Annotated in this window: 18 protein-coding genes; 14 read left to right on the plus strand and 4 right to left on the minus strand. The window is 70.2% G+C overall.

Annotated elements, in window-relative coordinates:
- Positions 1–180 precede the first annotated feature (180 nt).
- Positions 181–1,035: a hypothetical protein gene (locus J7E91_RS30565; protein ID WP_214910052.1), complete on the plus strand. Its 855-nt coding sequence runs from the start codon at positions 181–183 to the stop codon at positions 1,033–1,035.
- Positions 1,036–1,094: 59 nt separating this feature from the next.
- On the opposite strand, the gene J7E91_RS30570 is transcribed toward J7E91_RS30565, so the two are convergent.
- Positions 1,095–2,423, minus strand: a complete 1,329-nt coding sequence (locus tag J7E91_RS30570; RefSeq protein ID WP_214910054.1) for a D-arabinono-1,4-lactone oxidase — start codon at positions 2,421–2,423, stop codon at positions 1,095–1,097.
- Positions 2,374–3,630 (minus strand): MFS transporter, encoded by a 1,257-nt coding sequence (locus tag J7E91_RS30575; protein WP_214910056.1) that lies wholly within the window; start codon positions 3,628–3,630, stop codon positions 2,374–2,376. The genes J7E91_RS30570 and J7E91_RS30575 overlap by 50 nt, the downstream gene beginning before the upstream one ends.
- Positions 3,631–3,738: 108 nt before the next feature.
- Between J7E91_RS30575 and J7E91_RS30580 the strand changes: the two genes are divergently transcribed.
- Together J7E91_RS30580 and J7E91_RS30585 are read left to right on the plus strand one after the other, a co-directional pair.
- Positions 3,739–4,869 carry a ferrochelatase gene (locus tag J7E91_RS30580; RefSeq protein WP_214910057.1) on the plus strand — a complete coding sequence of 377 codons (1,131 nt, stop codon included), beginning with the start codon at positions 3,739–3,741 and terminating at the stop codon, positions 4,867–4,869.
- A gap of 21 nt (positions 4,870–4,890) precedes the next feature.
- On the plus strand, positions 4,891–5,691 hold the full coding sequence (locus J7E91_RS30585) for an inositol monophosphatase family protein (RefSeq protein WP_214910058.1): 801 nt from the start codon (positions 4,891–4,893) through the stop codon (positions 5,689–5,691).
- Positions 5,692–5,782: 91 nt separating this feature from the next.
- Here J7E91_RS30585 and J7E91_RS30590 read toward each other — a convergent pair whose 3' ends face one another.
- Entirely contained in the window at positions 5,783–5,956 is a 174-nt protein-coding gene (locus J7E91_RS30590; protein WP_167546483.1) for a hypothetical protein, read from the minus strand.
- Positions 5,957–6,258: 302 nt separating this feature from the next.
- On the opposite strand from J7E91_RS30590, the gene J7E91_RS30595 reads away from it, so the two are divergent.
- The 4 genes from J7E91_RS30595 (at position 6,259) to J7E91_RS30610 (ending at position 9,734) form a co-directional block, all read left to right on the plus strand.
- Complete coding sequence (locus J7E91_RS30595; protein WP_138895681.1) at positions 6,259–6,912, plus strand: response regulator transcription factor; 654 nt, start codon at positions 6,259–6,261, stop codon at positions 6,910–6,912.
- 6 nt (positions 6,913–6,918) lie between these two features.
- Positions 6,919–8,160 (plus strand): HAMP domain-containing sensor histidine kinase, encoded by a 1,242-nt coding sequence (locus J7E91_RS30600; protein ID WP_214910059.1) that lies wholly within the window; start codon positions 6,919–6,921, stop codon positions 8,158–8,160.
- A gap of 393 nt (positions 8,161–8,553) precedes the next feature.
- Entirely contained in the window at positions 8,554–8,850 is a 297-nt protein-coding gene (locus tag J7E91_RS30605) for a DUF4193 domain-containing protein (RefSeq protein WP_028814145.1), read from the plus strand.
- 11 nt (positions 8,851–8,861) lie between these two features.
- Positions 8,862–9,734 carry a hypothetical protein gene (locus J7E91_RS30610; protein WP_214910060.1) on the plus strand — a complete coding sequence of 291 codons (873 nt, stop codon included), beginning with the start codon at positions 8,862–8,864 and terminating at the stop codon, positions 9,732–9,734.
- Here the strand turns inward: J7E91_RS30610 and J7E91_RS30615 are convergent.
- Positions 9,731–10,189: a DUF3093 domain-containing protein gene (locus J7E91_RS30615; protein WP_214910061.1), complete on the minus strand. Its 459-nt coding sequence runs from the start codon at positions 10,187–10,189 to the stop codon at positions 9,731–9,733. The two genes, J7E91_RS30610 and J7E91_RS30615, sit on opposite strands and share 4 nt — an antisense overlap.
- A gap of 124 nt (positions 10,190–10,313) precedes the next feature.
- Here J7E91_RS30615 and J7E91_RS30620 point away from each other — a divergent pair, with 124 nt between their 5' ends.
- The 7 genes from J7E91_RS30620 to kdpB all read left to right on the plus strand — a co-directional run bounded on the left by J7E91_RS30620 (position 10,314) and on the right by kdpB (position 16,316).
- On the plus strand, positions 10,314–10,856 hold the full coding sequence (locus J7E91_RS30620) for a PaaI family thioesterase (protein WP_214910087.1): 543 nt from the start codon (positions 10,314–10,316) through the stop codon (positions 10,854–10,856).
- Complete coding sequence (dut, locus tag J7E91_RS30625) at positions 10,853–11,368, plus strand: dUTP diphosphatase (RefSeq protein WP_069926482.1); 516 nt, start codon at positions 10,853–10,855, stop codon at positions 11,366–11,368. The genes J7E91_RS30620 and dut overlap by 4 nt, the downstream gene beginning before the upstream one ends.
- 1 nt (position 11,369) lies before the next feature.
- Entirely contained in the window at positions 11,370–12,143 is a 774-nt protein-coding gene (locus tag J7E91_RS30630; protein ID WP_214910063.1) for a DUF3710 domain-containing protein, read from the plus strand.
- Between the two features lie 84 nt (positions 12,144–12,227).
- A complete protein-coding gene (locus J7E91_RS30635) occupies positions 12,228–12,449 on the plus strand; it encodes a hypothetical protein (protein ID WP_214910089.1) in 222 nt (73 codons plus the stop codon).
- On the plus strand, positions 12,446–12,535 hold the full coding sequence (gene kdpF / locus J7E91_RS30640; RefSeq protein WP_063789431.1) for a K(+)-transporting ATPase subunit F: 90 nt from the start codon (positions 12,446–12,448) through the stop codon (positions 12,533–12,535). The genes J7E91_RS30635 and kdpF overlap by 4 nt, the downstream gene beginning before the upstream one ends.
- A gap of 8 nt (positions 12,536–12,543) precedes the next feature.
- Positions 12,544–14,208, plus strand: coding sequence for a potassium-transporting ATPase subunit KdpA (gene kdpA, locus J7E91_RS30645; RefSeq protein ID WP_214910065.1), 1,665 nt, complete (start codon positions 12,544–12,546; stop codon positions 14,206–14,208).
- The gene (gene kdpB / locus J7E91_RS30650; RefSeq protein ID WP_214910067.1) at positions 14,205–16,316 is read left to right on the plus strand and encodes a potassium-transporting ATPase subunit KdpB; all 2,112 of its coding nucleotides are present in this window, start codon (positions 14,205–14,207) and stop codon (positions 16,314–16,316) included. Before kdpA ends, kdpB begins: the two co-directional genes overlap by 4 nt.
- Positions 16,317–16,319: the final 3 nt, after the last annotated feature.

Consider the following 16,319-nt stretch of genomic DNA (forward strand, 5'->3'; position numbering starts at 1 on the left):
ACCGAAGTTCTCGTGGGGTACGGGAGTTGAGTCCGCCGGATCGCCGCCGCAACCACTCTCACGTGGCCTGTTTCACAGAATCAGCGGAAACGGAACTATCCACTTCGCCCAAATGTCCCTTCATGTTGCGAGGTGGAACAGATGGGCCAGATGGGTGAGATGGGTAGGCAGAGGCCGAGCATGGACGGGAAGCCGGAAACCGACAGGGCGGAACCGAAGGACGCGCGACTCGACCTGAGCGTGGCTCAGGTGGCGGGCAGCGCGGTGGCCGCGGTCGTGGCGGCGGTGCTGGCGTCCAAGCTCGGCGTGTACGGGACGATCATCGGCGCGGGAGTGGTCAGTGTCGTCGCGACCAGCGGCGGCACGGTCTTCCAGCATCTTTTCCGGCGCACCGGGGAGCAGATCCGCGAGGTCACGGTTCACGCGAAGCCGAAGGCGGCTGCCCGTCAGGTGACGGAGAGTCGGGTGCCGCGTACCGTCACGGTGCCGGCGGACCTGACGAACGGGGAGTTCGGCGAGGCCACCACCCACGCCACGCGGGTGCGGGGCTGGAAGCGCTCCGTCATCGCGGCCGTCGTCGTCTTCGTCGTGGCCATGGGAGGCATCACGGCGTACGAGCTGCTCTCGGGCGGCGACCTCAGTGGCGGCAGGGGCAGTACGGTCGGCAACGTCTTCCGCGGCAGCGGCAGCGAAAGCGACCAGCACCGGGAGAAGAGCCCGCCGGCGCGGACACCGCCCGCGGAAACCTCTGACGGCGGCTCAGCGACGCCGGGCGGTACGGGGACTGCCGACGAGGACTCCGGTGCCTCCAGCACGGGCACCGGAGATACCGACGCCTCGCCCGACCCCGGCAAGACGCCGCCCCCGACGACGGACGGCGGTTCGACCGGCGAGGCGACCCCGGCGCCGACCCCCACCCCGACACCGTCCGGCAGTACCAGTAGCGACACCGGCGCCGGCGCCGACGAGGCCCCCGCGACGGGCGACGCCGACGCGGCGGACAGCGGCGCGCAGGGCGAAACCCCTGCGCCGTAGGCCGTGGCGGGTTGCCGTGCGGGGGTGCCGCTTGCGGCACCCCTTAGCCCCCCGGCGGCCTACTCGCCCAGGACCCGTCGCAGGTAGTCGTTGGCGAAGAGGCGCTGCGGGTCCAGCCGGTCGCGCAGCGCCGTGAACTCGGCGAAGCGCGGGTACACCCCGGCCAGATACTCTGCGTCGCGCGTGTGCACCTTGCCCCAGTGCGGCCGGCCGTCGTGCGCGATCATGATCCGCTCCACCGCGGTGAAGTACGCCTGGTACGGCGTCCCCCGGTACAGGTGCACCGCGATGTACGCCGTGTCCCTGCCGGACGCCGTGGAGAGCGTGATGTCGTCCGCCGGAGCCGTGCGTACCTCCACCGGGAAGCTGACGCGCAGCGGCGAGCGCTCGATCAGTGCCTTCACCTCGCGCAGCGCCGCCACCGCCGCCTCGCGCGGAACGGCGTACTCCATCTCCATGAAGCGGACCCGGCGCGGACTTGTGAAGACCTTGTAGGGGATGTCCGTGTACGTGCGGGCGGAGAGCGCGCGGCTGGAGACCTTGGCGATCGCGGGGACTGCCGCGGGAAAGGCCCGGCCCACCGAACAGGCCACCTGGAAGACACCGTTGGAGAGGAGCTCGTCCTCGACCCAGGCGCTGACCCGGCCGGGCGGGGCGGCGGGGCCCGCGCTGCGGTTGTTGCGCTTGGTGTTGCAGTTGCCGGTGTGCGGGAACCAGTAGAACTCGAAGTGCTCGTTCTCGGCGTGCAGTGCGTCGAAGTCGGCTGTGACCCGGTCGAAGGTCATCGGCTCTTCGCGGGCCGTCAGCAGGAAAAGGGGCTCCACGGCGAAGGTGATCGCCGTGACGACGCCCAGCGCGCCGATCCCGACCCTGGCGGCCGCGAAGACGTCGGCATGCTCTTTCTCGGAGCAGGTGAGCAGCGACCCGTCCGCCAGTACGAGTTCCATCGCGCGGATCTGAGCGGCCGTTGCTGCCGAGTCGCGGCCCGTGCCGTGCGTTCCGGTGCTGGTCGCGCCGGCCACGGTCTGCTCCATGATGTCGCCCATGTTCGTGAGCGACAGGCCTTCCCTGGCGAGGGCCACGTTCAGGCGCTTGAGCGGGGTGCCGGCCTCCACGGTGACGGTCCCGGCCGCCCGGTCGATCTGGCGGATGCCGGTCAGGAGGTCGGGTCGTATCAGCACACCGTCGGTCACGGCGGCCGCCGTGAAGGAGTGGCCCGTGCCGACCGGCTTCACCTTCAGGCCGTCCGCGGCGGCCCCGCGCACGGCCTCGGCGAGCTCCTCGGCCGAGGCGGGCGTCACTTCCCGCACCGGACGGGCGGTGACGTTGCCCGCCCAGTTACGCCACGTGTTCGCTGTCCTGGACGCCGTCCTGGATGTGCCGGCCATCTGTTCCGTGCCCTCCCCGCGTCGGTGCCGGCGTGCGGAGCCGGCGGAACCCCAGGAACGCCACGACGGCCGCGAGAGCTCCCGCCGCGACGGGCACCGCGTACCCCGCGTCCGCCCCCGCCGCGTCGACCACCCAGCCTGCGGCCGAGGAACCGAGAGCGACGCCGACGGCGAGCCCGGTCCCTGTCCAGGTCATGCCCTCGGTCAGTTTGGTGCGCGGTACGTGCTGCTCGATCAGAGCCATTGTGGTCACCATCGTGGGTGCGATGGAAAGGCCAGCGACAAAGAGCGCCACGGCCAGCAACGGCAAGTTCCCGGCCAGTAGGAGGGGGATCATACTCACGGCCATGGCGCACACGCCCACCAGCCACCTGGTGGATGCCTGTCCCTTGAGATGCAGCAGCCCGAAGACCGCTCCCGCCAGGCAGGAACCGAGCGCGTACACGGCGAGAACGAGGCTGGCAGCGGCCTTGTGGCCCTGCTCCTCCGCGAACGCCACCGTCACCACGTCGATCGCCCCGAAGATCGCGCCGACGGCGACGAACGTGGCCACCAGCACCTGGAGGCCGGGGGAGCTCAGCGCGGAGCCGCGGGTGTGCTCGTGGCGCGGGTGCGGGACGGGCTCGGTGGCGCGCTGGGCGGTCAGCCAGAAGACGCCGATGGTCAGGAAGACGGCGGCGAGCAGCGGACCGGCCTCCGGGAACCACGCGGTCGAGAGCCCGATGGAGATGATCGGGCCGAAGATGAAGCACACCTCGTCGGCGATCGACTCCCAGGAGTACGCCGTGTGCAGCTCGCGCGGGGAGCCCCGGTAGATCTCCGCCCAGCGGGCCCTGACCATCGAGCCGACACTCGGTACGCAGCCGGCGCCCGCCGCGAACACGAACAGCGTCCAGTCGGGCGCGCCCTGCTGGGCACAGATCAGCAGCCCCGCGACCGCCGCGACCGCGACCAGGGTGGCGGGGCGCAGGACACGGCTCTGCCCGTACCGGTCGACGTACCGCGATATCTGGGGGCCCATCACGGCGGCCGCCATCGCGAGGGTCGCCGAGAGGGCGCCCGCCAGCCCGTACCGGCCGGTGAGCTCGGAGATCATGGTGACGATGCCGATTCCCATCATGGAAATCGGTATCCGGCCGAAGAAACCGGCGACGGAGAACGCCTTGGTGCCTGGGGCGGCGAAAATCGCGCGGTAGGGACTGGGCAAGGGGCGCTCCGGTAAGGCGTATAGGTGGAACTTGCATCTTACGGCCGCCGGGCGGCGTGCCGCACTGCGGTTTCACCGCCGCCGCGCGCGAGTGGCAGGATCGTTCCCATGCCCGATCAGCGCGATCCAGCCCCATACGACGCCTTGCTGCTTCTCTCCTTCGGCGGCCCCGAAGGCCCGGACGACGTGGTTCCGTTCCTGGAGAACGTCACCCGTGGCCGCGGCATCCCCAAGGAGCGGCTCAAGGAGGTGGGGCAGCACTACTTCCTCTTCGGCGGAGTCAGCCCGATCAACGAGCAGAACCGCTCGCTCCTGGATGCCCTGCGCAAGGACTTCGCCGAGCACGGTCTGGACGGCCTGCCGGTCTACTGGGGCAACCGCAACTGGGCGCCGTACCTCGTCGACACCCTGCGCGAGATCGCCGCGGACGGCCGCCGCCGTATCGCCGTGCTCGCCACGAGCGCGTACGCCTCGTACTCCGGCTGCCGCCAGTACCGCGAGAACCTCGCCGAGGCACTCGCGACGCTGCGCGCCGAGGGGATCGAGCCGCCGCGCGTCGACAAGCTGCGGCACTACTTCAACCATCCGGGCTTCGTACGTCCCATGGTCGACGGGGTCGTCAAGTCCCTGGCGGAGCTGGACGAGAGCGTACGGGCGGGGGCGCACCTCGCCTTCACGACGCATTCCATCCCCACGGCGGCGGCGGACACGTCGGGGCCGGTGGAGGCGCACGGTGACGGTGGCGCGTACGTCGCCGAGCACCTGGACGTCGCCCGGGTGATCGCCGAGGCCGTGCGCGAGGAGACCGGCGTCGCGCATCCCTGGCAGCTCGTCTACCAGTCGCGCAGTGGGGCGCCGCACATCCCGTGGCTGGAGCCGGACATCTGCGACCACCTGGAGGAGCGGCACGCCGCGGGTGTGCCGGCGGTCGTGATGGTGCCGATCGGCTTCGTCTCGGACCACATGGAGGTTCTGTACGACCTCGACACCGAGGCCACCGCCAAGGCCGCCGAACTCGGCCTGCCGGTGTGGCGGTCCGCGACCGTCGGCGCCGACCCGCGCTTCGCCGCCGCCGTACGCGAGCTGCTGCTGGAGCGGGCGGCCGCCGAGCGGGGGCTCGTGGTGGAGCGGTGCGCGCTGGGGGCGCTGGGCGCGAGCCACGACCTCTGCCCGGTCGGGTGCTGCCCGGCCAGGGCTCCGAAGCCCGCAGCCGCGGGCGCCGACAGTCCGTACACGTAACCCTTACGCACAAGGAGAGCCGTGACCGATCCCCTCACCTCCGAGCTGCTCGAACTCGCCCTGGAGGCCGCGCGGCGGGCCGGTGCGCTGCTGCGGGACGGGCGGCCGGCCGATCTCGGCGTGGCCGCCACCAAGTCGAGCCCCATCGACGTCGTCACCGAGATGGACATCGCCGCCGAGAAGCTGATCACCGGCTTCCTCGCCGAACACCGGCCCGATGACGGGGTCCTGGGGGAGGAGGGCGCGAGCAGCGAGGGCACGAGCGGGGTGCGGTGGGTGATCGACCCGCTCGACGGCACGGTCAATTACCTGTACGGGCTGCCTACTTGGGCGGTGTCCATCGCGGCCGAGCTGCGTGGCGAGACGGTGGTGGGGGTCGTTGAGGCGCCGATGCGTGGTGAGACGTACCAGGCGGTGCGCGGCGGCGGCGCGTACGCCAACGGCACGGCGCTGCGGGTGCGGCCCGCGCCGCCGCTCGACCAGGCGCTGGTCTCCACCGGCTTCAACTACGTCGCCACGGTCCGCAGCCACCAGGCGGACGTGGTGCGGCGGCTGATTCCGAGGCTGCGGGACATCCGCAGGAGCGGGTCGGCGGCGATCGACCTGTGCGATGTGGGGGCGGGGCGGCTGGACGGGTACTACGAGCGGGGGCTCAGCCCCTGGGATCTGGCGGCCGGTGACCTGATCGCGCGGGAGGCGGGGGCGGTGACGGGTGGCCGGACCGGTGAGCGGCCGTCGGGTGAGCTGACGATCGCCGCGTCGCCGGGGGTGTTCGAGCCGCTGCAGGCACTGCTGGAGGAGTTCGGCGCCTGCCACGACTAGGGCCTGTCCGGCAGATCAGGGTCGGAAAGGCCCCGGCGCCTTCCCCGGCGCCGGGGCCCTGTCGCACTCCGTACGGTCGAAGACCGGCAGGTCACACGCTCGCGGCGGTTACCTTTACGCCGTGCTCCGCGGCGAGGCGGTGCAGGTCCTCCAGCTCCGCCTGCTCCACCTCCGCCAGGAAGTCGTCGCCCGTCTCTCGAGCCATCGTGAGGTCCGATTCCGTGGCCTTTATGCGCTGCAGCAGGCCTGCGGTGAAAGCGTCCATGGGTTGCGCCCCCTCGTCATGGGTCGGCGGCACGGGGGTGTGCCGGGGGTGGGGTGGGTCGATCACGTGGCGTGCCGAATACAGGGCGTGATCGCGGGGTGTTCAGTCGTCCTCCCCACAGCCCGCCTCAGGAAAACCTCAACTCGCCCAGGAATCATGGAAATCCCCACTCATGGCCCTCGGCCGTCGCCGTCCGCCTGTATCGCCTTACCGCCGGTTTATGGCCGAAAGGGGCAGGATGGCAGCACACAGTCCATCGGATACACCTGCTCGCCAGGGCAGTCAGCGGAAGGAATTACGACGTGCGCGTACTCGTCGTCGAGGACGAGCAGCTGCTCGCCGATGCGGTGGCCACCGGACTGCGCCGGGAGGCCATGGCCGTCGACGTCGTGTACGACGGAGCGGCCGCCCTGGAACGTATCGGGGTGAACGACTACGACGTCGTCGTGCTCGACCGTGACCTCCCGCTGGTCCACGGTGACGACGTCTGCCGCAAGATCGTCGAGCTGGGCATGCCCACCCGCGTCCTGATGCTCACCGCTTCCGGTGACGTCAGCGACCGCGTGGAGGGCCTGGAGATCGGCGCCGACGACTATCTGCCCAAGCCCTTCGCCTTCAGCGAGCTGACCGCGCGGGTACGGGCCCTGGGGCGCCGTACGACCGTCGCGCTGCCGCCCGTCCTGGAGCGTGCCGGCATCAAGCTCGACCCGAACCGCCGCGAGGTCTTCCGCGACGGCCAGGAGATCCAGCTCGCGCCGAAGGAGTTCGCGGTGCTGGAGGTGCTGATGCGCAGCGAAGGTGCCGTCGTGTCGGCCGAGCAGCTGCTCGAAAAGGCGTGGGACGAGAACACCGATCCGTTCACCAATGTCGTGCGGGTCACCGTCATGACGCTGCGCCGCAAGCTCGGTGAGCCGCCGGTCATCGTCACCGTGCCCGGTTCCGGCTACCGGATCTGACGCGCGATGGCTTCCACCCCGGCGCCCCCCGGCGCGCCGCCGAAACCGACCTGGGACCCGAGGGGGCCGGAACCCTCGTTCCCGTGGCTGCGCCCGACCATCCGGATACGGCTCACCTTGCTGTACGGCGGGATGTTCCTGATCGCGGGCATTCTGCTGCTCTCGATCATCTACCTGCTCGCGGCGCAGGCCCTCGCGGTGGGCAGCGACCTGCCCTTCAAGATCGTGAGCGGCCGGGTCGAGAGCACCGTGTGCGACCTGCGGGACCTGCCCAGCAACCCCTCGCCCGAGCAGTTCAACGCGGCGATGAACGCCTGCGTCAACCACCAGCGGCAGCAGGCGCTCGACGAGCTGCTCAGCCGCTCCCTGCTCGCGCTGCTCGGGCTCAGTGTCATCGCTTTCGCCTTCGGTTACGCGATGGCCGGGCGCGTCCTCTCGCCGCTCGGCAGGATCACGCGCACGGCCCGCCGGGTGGCCGGCACGGACCTGACCCGGCGGATCGAGCTGGACGGGCCCGACGACGAGCTGAAGGAGCTCGCGGACACCTTCGATGAGATGCTCGACCGTCTGGAGCGGGCCTTCACCGCCCAGCAGAGGTTCGTGGGCAACGCGTCGCACGAGCTGCGCACGCCGCTCGCGATCAACAGGACGCTGCTGGAGGTCCACCTGTCGGACCCCGGCGCGCCCCCCGAGCTCCAGCAGCTCGGCAAGACACTGCTGGCCACCAACGAGCGCAGCGAGCAGCTGGTGGAGGGCCTGCTGCTGCTCGCCAGCAGCGAGAACCAGATCGTCGAGCGCAAGCCGGTGGACCTGGCCGAGGTCGCCTCGCGCGCCATCGACCAGGCGCACGGCGAGGCGGCGGCGAAAGGGGTGGAGATCCGCGGCGAGCGGGCGCCCGCCGTGGTGCAGGGCAATGGCGTACTGCTGGAGCGGATCGCCCTTAACCTGGTGCAGAACGCCGTGCGCTACAACGTCCCGCAGGACGGCTGGGTCGAGGTCACCACCGAGATTCAGCACGGCCAGGCACTCCTGGTGGTCTCGAACACGGGTCCAGTGGTTCCCGCGTACGAGATCGACAACCTCTTCGAGCCGTTCCGGCGCCTGCGTACCGAGCGCACCGGCAGCGACAAGGGCGTGGGTCTCGGGCTCTCGATCGCGCGCAGCGTCGCGAGGGCCCACGGAGGCCGTATCATCGCGGAGCCCCGCGAGGGCGGCGGCCTCGTGATGCGTGTCACTCTCCCGGTCTGAGACGTTTCGCGCAGCCACGCGGCTGTTCGCTTTAAGCGGAATTTTTTGGACCCGGCCGGGGTCGGCCTGTGTGTGATCGATCACAGGCTCGGATTTCCGGCCACCCACTCTCCGTGATCGCGGACTTCCCCGGAAAACCGGGAAAAGTCCGGGTTTCCTGGGGGTGAGATAACGGGAAGTACACGAGGTGGCGCTCGTGAAGTGCGACATTCGGACCGTGTACGGTCCCGATCGCCATCAAAACCGATCAACCCCGAGGGGCTCGGTTGGGTGTCGATTGAGTAACAGACCTTGATGTGAGGCAAAATCTCCGCCTCAGGTCGGGCACAAGTCCGGCCTCTCACGCGTTACGTGCGCTGAGACACCGCAACTACCCAGAGGGGGAGAGCGACAGTGGCAACGGATTACGACACCCCACGCAAGACCGATGACGACGTCGATTCCGACAGCCTTGAAGAGCTCAAGGCACGTCGGAGCGACAAGACGGCATCGGCCGTTGACGTGGACGAATTCGAGGCGGCGGAAGGGCTTGAACTGCCCGGCGCCGACCTGTCCAACGAAGAGCTCGCCGTTCGCGTCCTGCCCAAGCAGGCCGACGAGTTCACCTGCATGAGCTGCTTCCTGGTGCACCACCGCAGCCAGCTGGCCAGGGAGAAGAACGGTCAGCCGATCTGCCGCGACTGCGACTAGGCAGGCCGGCCATGGCAGGCGCGACACCGTCCAGGAAGAAGCGCTTCCGGCGCAAGGATTCCCCGGAGGCGCCGCAAGGCGTGAGCGCGGCCGTCGGCGCACGTGACGACGAGCGAGGCCTGCCGGCCTCGCTCGAAACGGCGGAAGGGCCCACTGCGCGGGCCCGGCGCCTGGCGGCTGTCAGGCAGGGCGTACGGAAGGGCGGCCAGGGCGCGAAGGCCGGCATCGGCTATCTCGCCGACCGGGTCATCGAGCTGGCGCCGCGCGTTCCCGTACGTGACCTGCCGACCCTGCGCAAGCAGTTCCCGGGCCTCGGCCCGGAGCAGATCGCGGACAAGCTGGTGGCGGGTGCGGCCAACGGCACCTCCACCGTGGGGGCGGGCATCGGCGTGGCGGCCATGCTGCCCGTACCCCCCGCGATGCCGGCCGAGCTGGCCGCCGAGATCACCGGCGTCGCCGCGATCGAGCTGAAGCTCATCGCGGAGCTGCACGAGGTCTACGGCATGCGGCCGCCCGGCGGGCTGACCCAGCGCAGCACCGCCTACCTCACCTCCTGGACCCAGGAGCGGGGGATCGACGTGACCAAACCGGCCACGTACAACACGGCGCTCGGCACGCAGCTCAAGCGCCAGCTCCGGCAGCAGATCATGAAACGCATGGTCCGCAATCTGCCGAACCTCATGCCGTTCATGGTCGGCGCCGCCGTCGGCGCCGTGATGAACCGCCGCGACACCAGAAAGCTCGCCGAGCGGGTCCGCAAGGACCTGCGCAGCACCCAGATCCCCTGGGACGCGCTGCCCGAGCTGCCGCCTCTCGACGAGCCCGAAAAGCCGGCACAGCCCCCGGTCGAGCCGGGGCCGGGCCGCAAGGAGCTGGGCGGCTAGGCCGCCCGTACGGCCGCGAGAGCCGCGGCCAGGCCCTCGGGGTCGCGCGTCGAGAGGTAGAGGTACGGCGTCGGGTCGGCCGGGTCGGTGACTTCCACCCGCAGCGCTCCCGGGATGTAGCTGCGCAGCAGCATGTGGGCGCGCGTATCGGCCTTGTACGACCGCCAGGCGCGGGCCTGCTCCGCGTCCAGCACCTCGGTCTCGCCCAGCGCGGAGACCGGGATACGGGCGTCACCGGCGATCAGCGCGTCCCCGACCACCCGGATCCGCTGCGAGCCGTACGCGCTCACGCCCGCCGCGGCGAGCGCTCCGGCCCCGACCAGCCCGCCCAGCATCGGCAGGAGACCCAGGGGCAGCAGCATCAGGCCGCCCGCGATGCCGATGAGCCCGGCGATGATCCACCAGGAGCGGGGTGCGGTGAGACGTTCTGCGTACTGCGGGGCGGAAGGCTGCATGAAACCAAGCTTGGCACGGTGCGACCTGCGCGTACCCGCGCGGGTAAGGTCTGCGCCTGTGAGTACTGAGAACTTCCGGGAGACGGCCCCCGGGTCCGCGGCCCTGAAGCCCCCGGCCGACGCCATAGCCCCGGTCAGGCACCCCGACGCACCGCCGCCCGGAGAGCTGCTCGGCGCGCACTACGACCACTGCTTCGGCTGCGGCGACGGCCAGCCCCACGGGCTGCACCTCCAGGCCCGCGCCGGCGACGGCGTGCGCGTCTCGGCCGAGTTCACAGTCAGGCCCGCCCACCAGGGCGCCCCCGGCCTCGCGCACGGCGGCGTACTGGCCACGGCGCTCGACGAGACGCTCGGGTCGCTGAACTGGCTGCTGCGGGTGATCGCGGTGACCGGCCGGCTGGAGACCGATTTCGTACGTCCCGTGCCGGTGGACACCGTGCTGCACCTTGACGCCGAGGTGACCGCGGTGCACGGCCGGAAGATCTACTCCACGGCGACCGGACGGATCGGCGGCCCCGATGGGCCGGTGGCCGTCCGCGCCGACGCCCTCTTCATCGAAGTCAAGGTCGACCACTTCATCGAGAACGGACGCCCGGAGGAGATCCGGGCGGCGATGGCCGACCCCGATCAGGTCAGGCGCACCCGCGCCTTCGAGGTGAACCCGTGAGCCGTAACCCTGTAGACGTGCTGATCCGCCGGGTCGACCCCGACGTACCGCTGCCTTCGTACGGGCATCCGGGCGACGCGGGAGCCGATCTGGTGACCACGCAGGCCGCCGAACTCGCGCCGGGTGAGCGTGCGGTGCTGCCCACCGGGGTGTCTGTCGCGCTGCCCGACGGGTACGCGGCCTTCGTGCACCCGCGATCCGGTCTCGCCGCCCGCTGTGGAGTCGCCCTCGTGAATGCCCCGGGGACGGTGGATGCCGGGTACCGTGGGGAAATCAAGGTGATCGTGGTCAATCTCGACCCGCGCGAAAGCGTGCGGTTCGAGCGCTTCGACCGGATTGCCCAACTGGTCGTCCAGCAGGTCGAGAAGGTGCGCTTCCACGAGGTCGCGGAGCTTCCCGGCTCGGCGCGGGCCGAGGGGGGCTTCGGTTCCACCGGCGGTCATGCCGCTGTGGACGGCCGGGCGGGTGGGAATCGATACGCATCGGTCGTATCCGACCGGGAAGGACAGTGACGTGTTCGGACGTCGCAAGAAGAGCGAATCCGCCGACGATGTAGTGGCGGGCGAGGCCGAGCAGGTCGTCGACGACGTCGAGCCTGACGAGGCCGCGGACGGCGACGGGTCGCTGCGCAGGGTGAACCTGCCGCCGGCACCCCGCCCGGACGGTCCGTGGGACGTGTCCGAGGTCAGGGAGCCCGGTGAGGGCCGGGTCGACCTGGGCGGACTGTTCGTGCCCGGAGTCGAGGGCATGGAACTGCGGGTCGAGGTCGCGGGCGACGCGATCGTCGCGGCGACGGTCGTACTGCGCGACAGCGCCGTCCAGCTCCAGGCCTTCGCGGCGCCCAAGAAGGAAGGCATCTGGGGCGAGGTCCGCGAGGAGATCGCGTCGGGCATCACCCAGCAGGGCGGCGTGATCGACGAGATCGAGGGCCCGCTGGGCTGGGAGCTGCGGGCCCAGGTGCCCGTACAGCTGCCGGACGGCACGGGTGGCGTGCAGATGGTGCGCTTCGTCGGTGTCGACGGGCCGCGCTGGTTCCTGCGCGGAGTGATCTCCGGTCAGGGCGCGGTGCAGCCGGAGGCCGCGGGTGTGCTGGAGCACGTCTTCAAGGACACCGTGGTCGTACGGGGCGAGGGTCCGATGGCGCCGCGTGACCCGATCGTCCTCAAGCTGCCGGACGACGCGCAGATGGTGCCCGAGGGCGTCCAGCAGGAGGAGCAGGAAGGCTCGCGCTTCTCCGGCGGGATGGGACAGCTGCAGCGTGGTCCGGAGATCACCGAAGTGCGCTGACGCGCTGACCCGAGACTGACGTGGCCGGTGGGCCGTACTCCCCGAGCGGGGGGTACGGCCCACCGGCTTTTTGCTGGTCAGGGGATGGTGGGGCGGGCTCGTACGGATCTCGTCAAGACGGTGGCCGTGGCCGTAAGGGAGGCGTCAACGGACGGCCCGGGCGCCTGTGGAGGAGGTTTCCTCGGGGGGTCAGAGAATCCGTATCTCATCCAGGAGCACCCGATGGCCGATCTGGCCTTCGTCGTCACCACGCTCGCGGTCTTCGCGCTGGTGGCCCTAGTCGCCAAGGGGGTGGCGAAGCTGTGACTGCCGAGAACATCGTCGGACTGGTCGTGGCCGTCTCCCTGCTGGGCTATCTCGTCCTCGCCCTTGTGTACCCGGAGAGGTTCTGAGCCCCACCATGAGCCCCGTCCTCGCCGGCGTACTCCAGCTGCTCGCGCTCGTCGTGGCGCTCGCTCTGGCGTACCGGCCGCTCGGCGACCACATGGCCCGCGTCTACTCCTCCCCGAACCACCTGCGGGCCGAGAAGTGGATCTACCGGGCCGTCGGCGCCAATCCCACCGCGCAGATGCGCTGGCCCGCGTACCTGCGCGGTGTCCTCGCCCTCTCGGCGGTGAGCGTCCTCTTCCTCTACCTGCTGCAACGCCTCCAGGGCTCCCTGCCCGGCTCGCTCGGCTTTTCCTCCATCGACCCGGACCAGGCGTTCAACACCGCCGCGTCCTTCGTCACCAACACCAACTGGCAGTCGTACGCCGGCGAGCAGGCCATGGGCCACGTCGTGCAGACCGGCGGCCTCGCGGTGCAGAACTTCCTCTCGGCGGCGGTCGGCATGGCCGTAGCGGTGGCGCTGGTACGGGGCTTCGCCCGCTCCCGCACCGGCGAGCTCGGCAACTTCTGGGCGGATCTGGTGCGCGGCACCGTACGGATCCTGCTGCCCATGGCCGTGCTCGGCGCGATCGTGCTCGTCGCGTGCGGCGCCGTACAGAACTTCGCCGGGATTCACCCGGTGGGCCAGTTCACGGGCGGAACGCAGCAGTGGAACGGCGGGGCCGTCGCCTCGCAGGAGGTCATCAAGGAGCTGGGTACGAACGGCGGCGGCTACTTCAACGCCAACTCCGCCCACCCCTTCGAGAACCCGAACCCCTTCTCGAACCTCTTCCAGATCTTCCTGATCCTCGTCATCCCCTTCTCGCTCACCCGCACTTTCGGCCGCATGGCCGGGAACCTGCGGCAGGGCTACGCGATCCTCGCCGCGATGGCGGTCATCTGGCTCGGTTTCACCGCCCTGATGATGTGGACCGAGTTCCACCACGGCGGCCCGGCCTTCGACCTCGCGGGCGGCGCGATGGAGGGCAAGGAGACCCGCTTCGGGATCGGCGGCTCGGCCGTCTTCGCGGTGGCCACCACGCTCACCTCGACCGGCGCCGTCAACTCCTTCCTCTCCTCGTACACCGGCTTCGGCGGCGGCATCGCCCTGCTCGGCATGCAGCTCGGCGAGATCGCCCCCGGCGGTGCCGGCTCCGGCCTCTACGGCATGCTGATCATGGCGGTCGTCGCGGTGTTCATCGCGGGCCTCATGGTCGGCCGTACGCCCGAGTACCTGGGCAAGAAACTCGGCGTCCGCGAGATCAAGCTGGCGGCCTGCTACATCCTGGTCACCCCGGCGCTGGTGCTCTCCTTCACCGCCGCGGCGATGGCGCTGGACACACCGGCCCACTCGATGACCAACTCCGGGGCGCACGGCTTCTCCGAGATCCTGTACGCCTACACCTCCGGCGCCAACAACAACGGCAGCGCCTTCGCGGGCCTCAACGCCGACACGCAGTGGTTCAACACCACCCTCGGCATCGTGATGCTGCTCGGCCGCTTCCTCCCGATGGTGTTCGTCCTGGCGCTCGCCGGATCGCTCGCCGGGCAGCGGCCGGTGCCCGAGACCGCCGGCACCCTCCGTACCGACAAGCCGCTCTTCAGCGGGCTGCTGGTCGGCACGATCATGATCATCACCGGTCTGACCTACTTCCCGGCGCTCGCGCTGGGTCCGCTCGCCGAAGGGCTCGCGTCATGAGCACCAACACCGTGACCCGTGCGCCGCACCGGGACGACCAGGACGTGCCGGCCGGGCACAGGCCCGAGGCCGGCGGCCGCGTCGGCGGGGGGCTGTTCGACCCCGTGCAGCTGCTCAGGTCCTTTCCGGACGCTCTGCGGAAGCTCGACCCGCGGGTGATGGTCAAGTCACCTGTGATGTTCGTGGTGTTGGTGGGATCGGTACTGACCACTGCCTTCGCCCTCCTCGACCCGACCGACTGGTTCGGCTGGGCGATCACCGCGTGGCTGTGGCTGACCACGGTCTTCGCCAATCTCGCGGAGGCCGTCGCCGAGGGCCGCGGCAAGGCGCAGGCCGACACCCTGCGCCGGGCCAGGACCGAGACGGTGGCGCGACGGCTGAACGGCTCCGCCGAGGAACGGGTGCCGGGTACGGACCTTCGTATCGGCGACCTGGTCGTCTGCGAGGCGGGGGACGTCATTCCGGGGGACGGTGATGTCGTCGAAGGGGTCGCCTCGGTCGACGAGTCGGCCATCACCGGCGAATCGGCGCCTGTCATCCGGGAGTCCGGGGGCGACCGGTCGGCCGTCACCGGTGGTACGAAGGTCCTCTCCGACCGCATCGTCGTAAAGATCACGACGAAGCCCGGCGAGACCTTCATCGACCGGATGATCAACCTGGTCGAGGGAGCGGCCCGGCAGAAGACGCCCAACGAGATCGCGCTGAACATCCTGCTCGCCTCGTTGACGATCGTCTTCCTGCTGGCGGTCGTCACACTCCAGCCGTTCGCCGTCTACGCGGGCGAGAAGCAGTCGGTGACCGTGCTGACCGCGCTGCTCGTCTGCCTGATCCCGACGACGATCGGAGCTTTGCTCTCCGCCATCGGCATCGCCGGCATGGACCGGCTCGTACAGCGCAATGTGCTGGCCATGTCGGGGCGCGCCGTCGAAGCGGCGGGCGATGTGTCGACCCTGCTGCTCGACAAGACCGGCACCATCACCCTCGGCAACCGCCGGGCCGTCGAATTCGTTCCGGTCGGGGCCGTCACCGAGGCCGAACTCGCGGACGCCGCCCAGCTCTCCTCGCTGGCCGACGAGACCCCCGAGGGGCGGTCCGTCGTCGTACTCGCCAAGGAGAAGTACGGCCTTCGCGAGCGCCACCAGGGGGAGTTGGCAAGTGCCGAGTGGGTGGCCTTCACCGCCCAGACCCGGATGTCGGGTGTGGACGTGGACGGGCACATGGTCCGCAAGGGCGCGACCGGCTCGGTCGTCGCCTGGGTCGAGGAGCGGGGCGGAAGTGTCGCACCGGACGCGCGTGAGATCACCGACCGCATCGCGCAAGCGGGTGGTACGCCGCTGCTGGTGGCTCTGGAGGACGCCGACGGCGCACGGGTGCTGGGCGCCGTCCACCTCAAGGACGTCGTCAAGGAGGGCATGCGGGAACGGTTCGACGAGCTGCGCCGCATGGGCATCAGGACGGTCATGATCACGGGTGACAACCCGCTGACGGCCAAAGCCATCGCCGAAGAGGCCGGCGTCGACGACTTCCTCGCCGAGGCCACCCCCGAGGACAAGATGGCGCTCATCAAGCGCGAGCAGGCCGGCGGCAAGCTCGTGGCGATGACGGGTGACGGTACGAACGACGCTCCCGCGCTCGCGCAGGCGGACGTCGGCGTGGCCATGAACACCGGGACGTCGGCCGCCAAGGAGGCCGGGAACATGGTGGACCTGGACTCCGACCCGACCAAGCTGATCGAGATCGTGGCCATCGGCAAGCAGCTGCTCATCACGCGGGGCGCGCTGACGACGTTCTCGATCGCCAACGACGTGGCGAAGTACTTCGCGATCATCCCGGCCATGTTCGCCGTCGTGTATCCGAGCCTGGACAAGCTCAACATCATGGACCTGTCCTCGCCCAGGTCCGCGATCCTGTCGGCCGTCGTCTTCAACGCGCTGGTCATCGTCGCCCTGGTGCCGCTGGCCCTGCGGGGTGTCCGCTACCGGCCGATGAGCGCCGACAGGATGCTCCGGCGCAATCTCGGGATCTACGGACTCGGCGGGCTCGTCGCGCCGTTCGCCGGCATCAAGATCATCGATTTGATCATCTCCCTCATTCCTGGCATCGGGTGACGT

The organism is Streptomyces sp. ISL-99 (genome assembly GCF_018614005.1).
GTDB classification, from domain to species: Bacteria; Actinomycetota; Actinomycetes; order Streptomycetales; family Streptomycetaceae; genus Streptomyces; species Streptomyces flavidovirens.

Coding starts and splice junctions, on each gene's coding strand:
- J7E91_RS30580 (WP_214910057.1), top strand. CDS start 3,739: ATGCCCGATCAGCGCGATCCAGCCCCATACGACGCCTTGCTGCTTCTC.
- J7E91_RS30570 (WP_214910054.1), bottom strand. CDS start 2,423: ATGGCCGGCACATCCAGGACGGCGTCCAGGACAGCGAACACGTGGCGT.
- J7E91_RS30600 (WP_214910059.1), top strand. CDS start 6,919: ATGGCTTCCACCCCGGCGCCCCCCGGCGCGCCGCCGAAACCGACCTGG.
- J7E91_RS30590 (WP_167546483.1), bottom strand. CDS start 5,956: ATGGACGCTTTCACCGCAGGCCTGCTGCAGCGCATAAAGGCCACGGAA.
- J7E91_RS30615 (WP_214910061.1), bottom strand. CDS start 10,189: ATGCAGCCTTCCGCCCCGCAGTACGCAGAACGTCTCACCGCACCCCGC.
- J7E91_RS30565 (WP_214910052.1), top strand. CDS start 181: ATGGACGGGAAGCCGGAAACCGACAGGGCGGAACCGAAGGACGCGCGA.
- kdpA (WP_214910065.1), top strand. CDS start 12,544: ATGAGCCCCGTCCTCGCCGGCGTACTCCAGCTGCTCGCGCTCGTCGTG.
- J7E91_RS30610 (WP_214910060.1), top strand. CDS start 8,862: ATGGCAGGCGCGACACCGTCCAGGAAGAAGCGCTTCCGGCGCAAGGAT.
- J7E91_RS30635 (WP_214910089.1), top strand. CDS start 12,228: ATGGTGGGGCGGGCTCGTACGGATCTCGTCAAGACGGTGGCCGTGGCC.
- kdpB (WP_214910067.1), top strand. CDS start 14,205: ATGAGCACCAACACCGTGACCCGTGCGCCGCACCGGGACGACCAGGAC.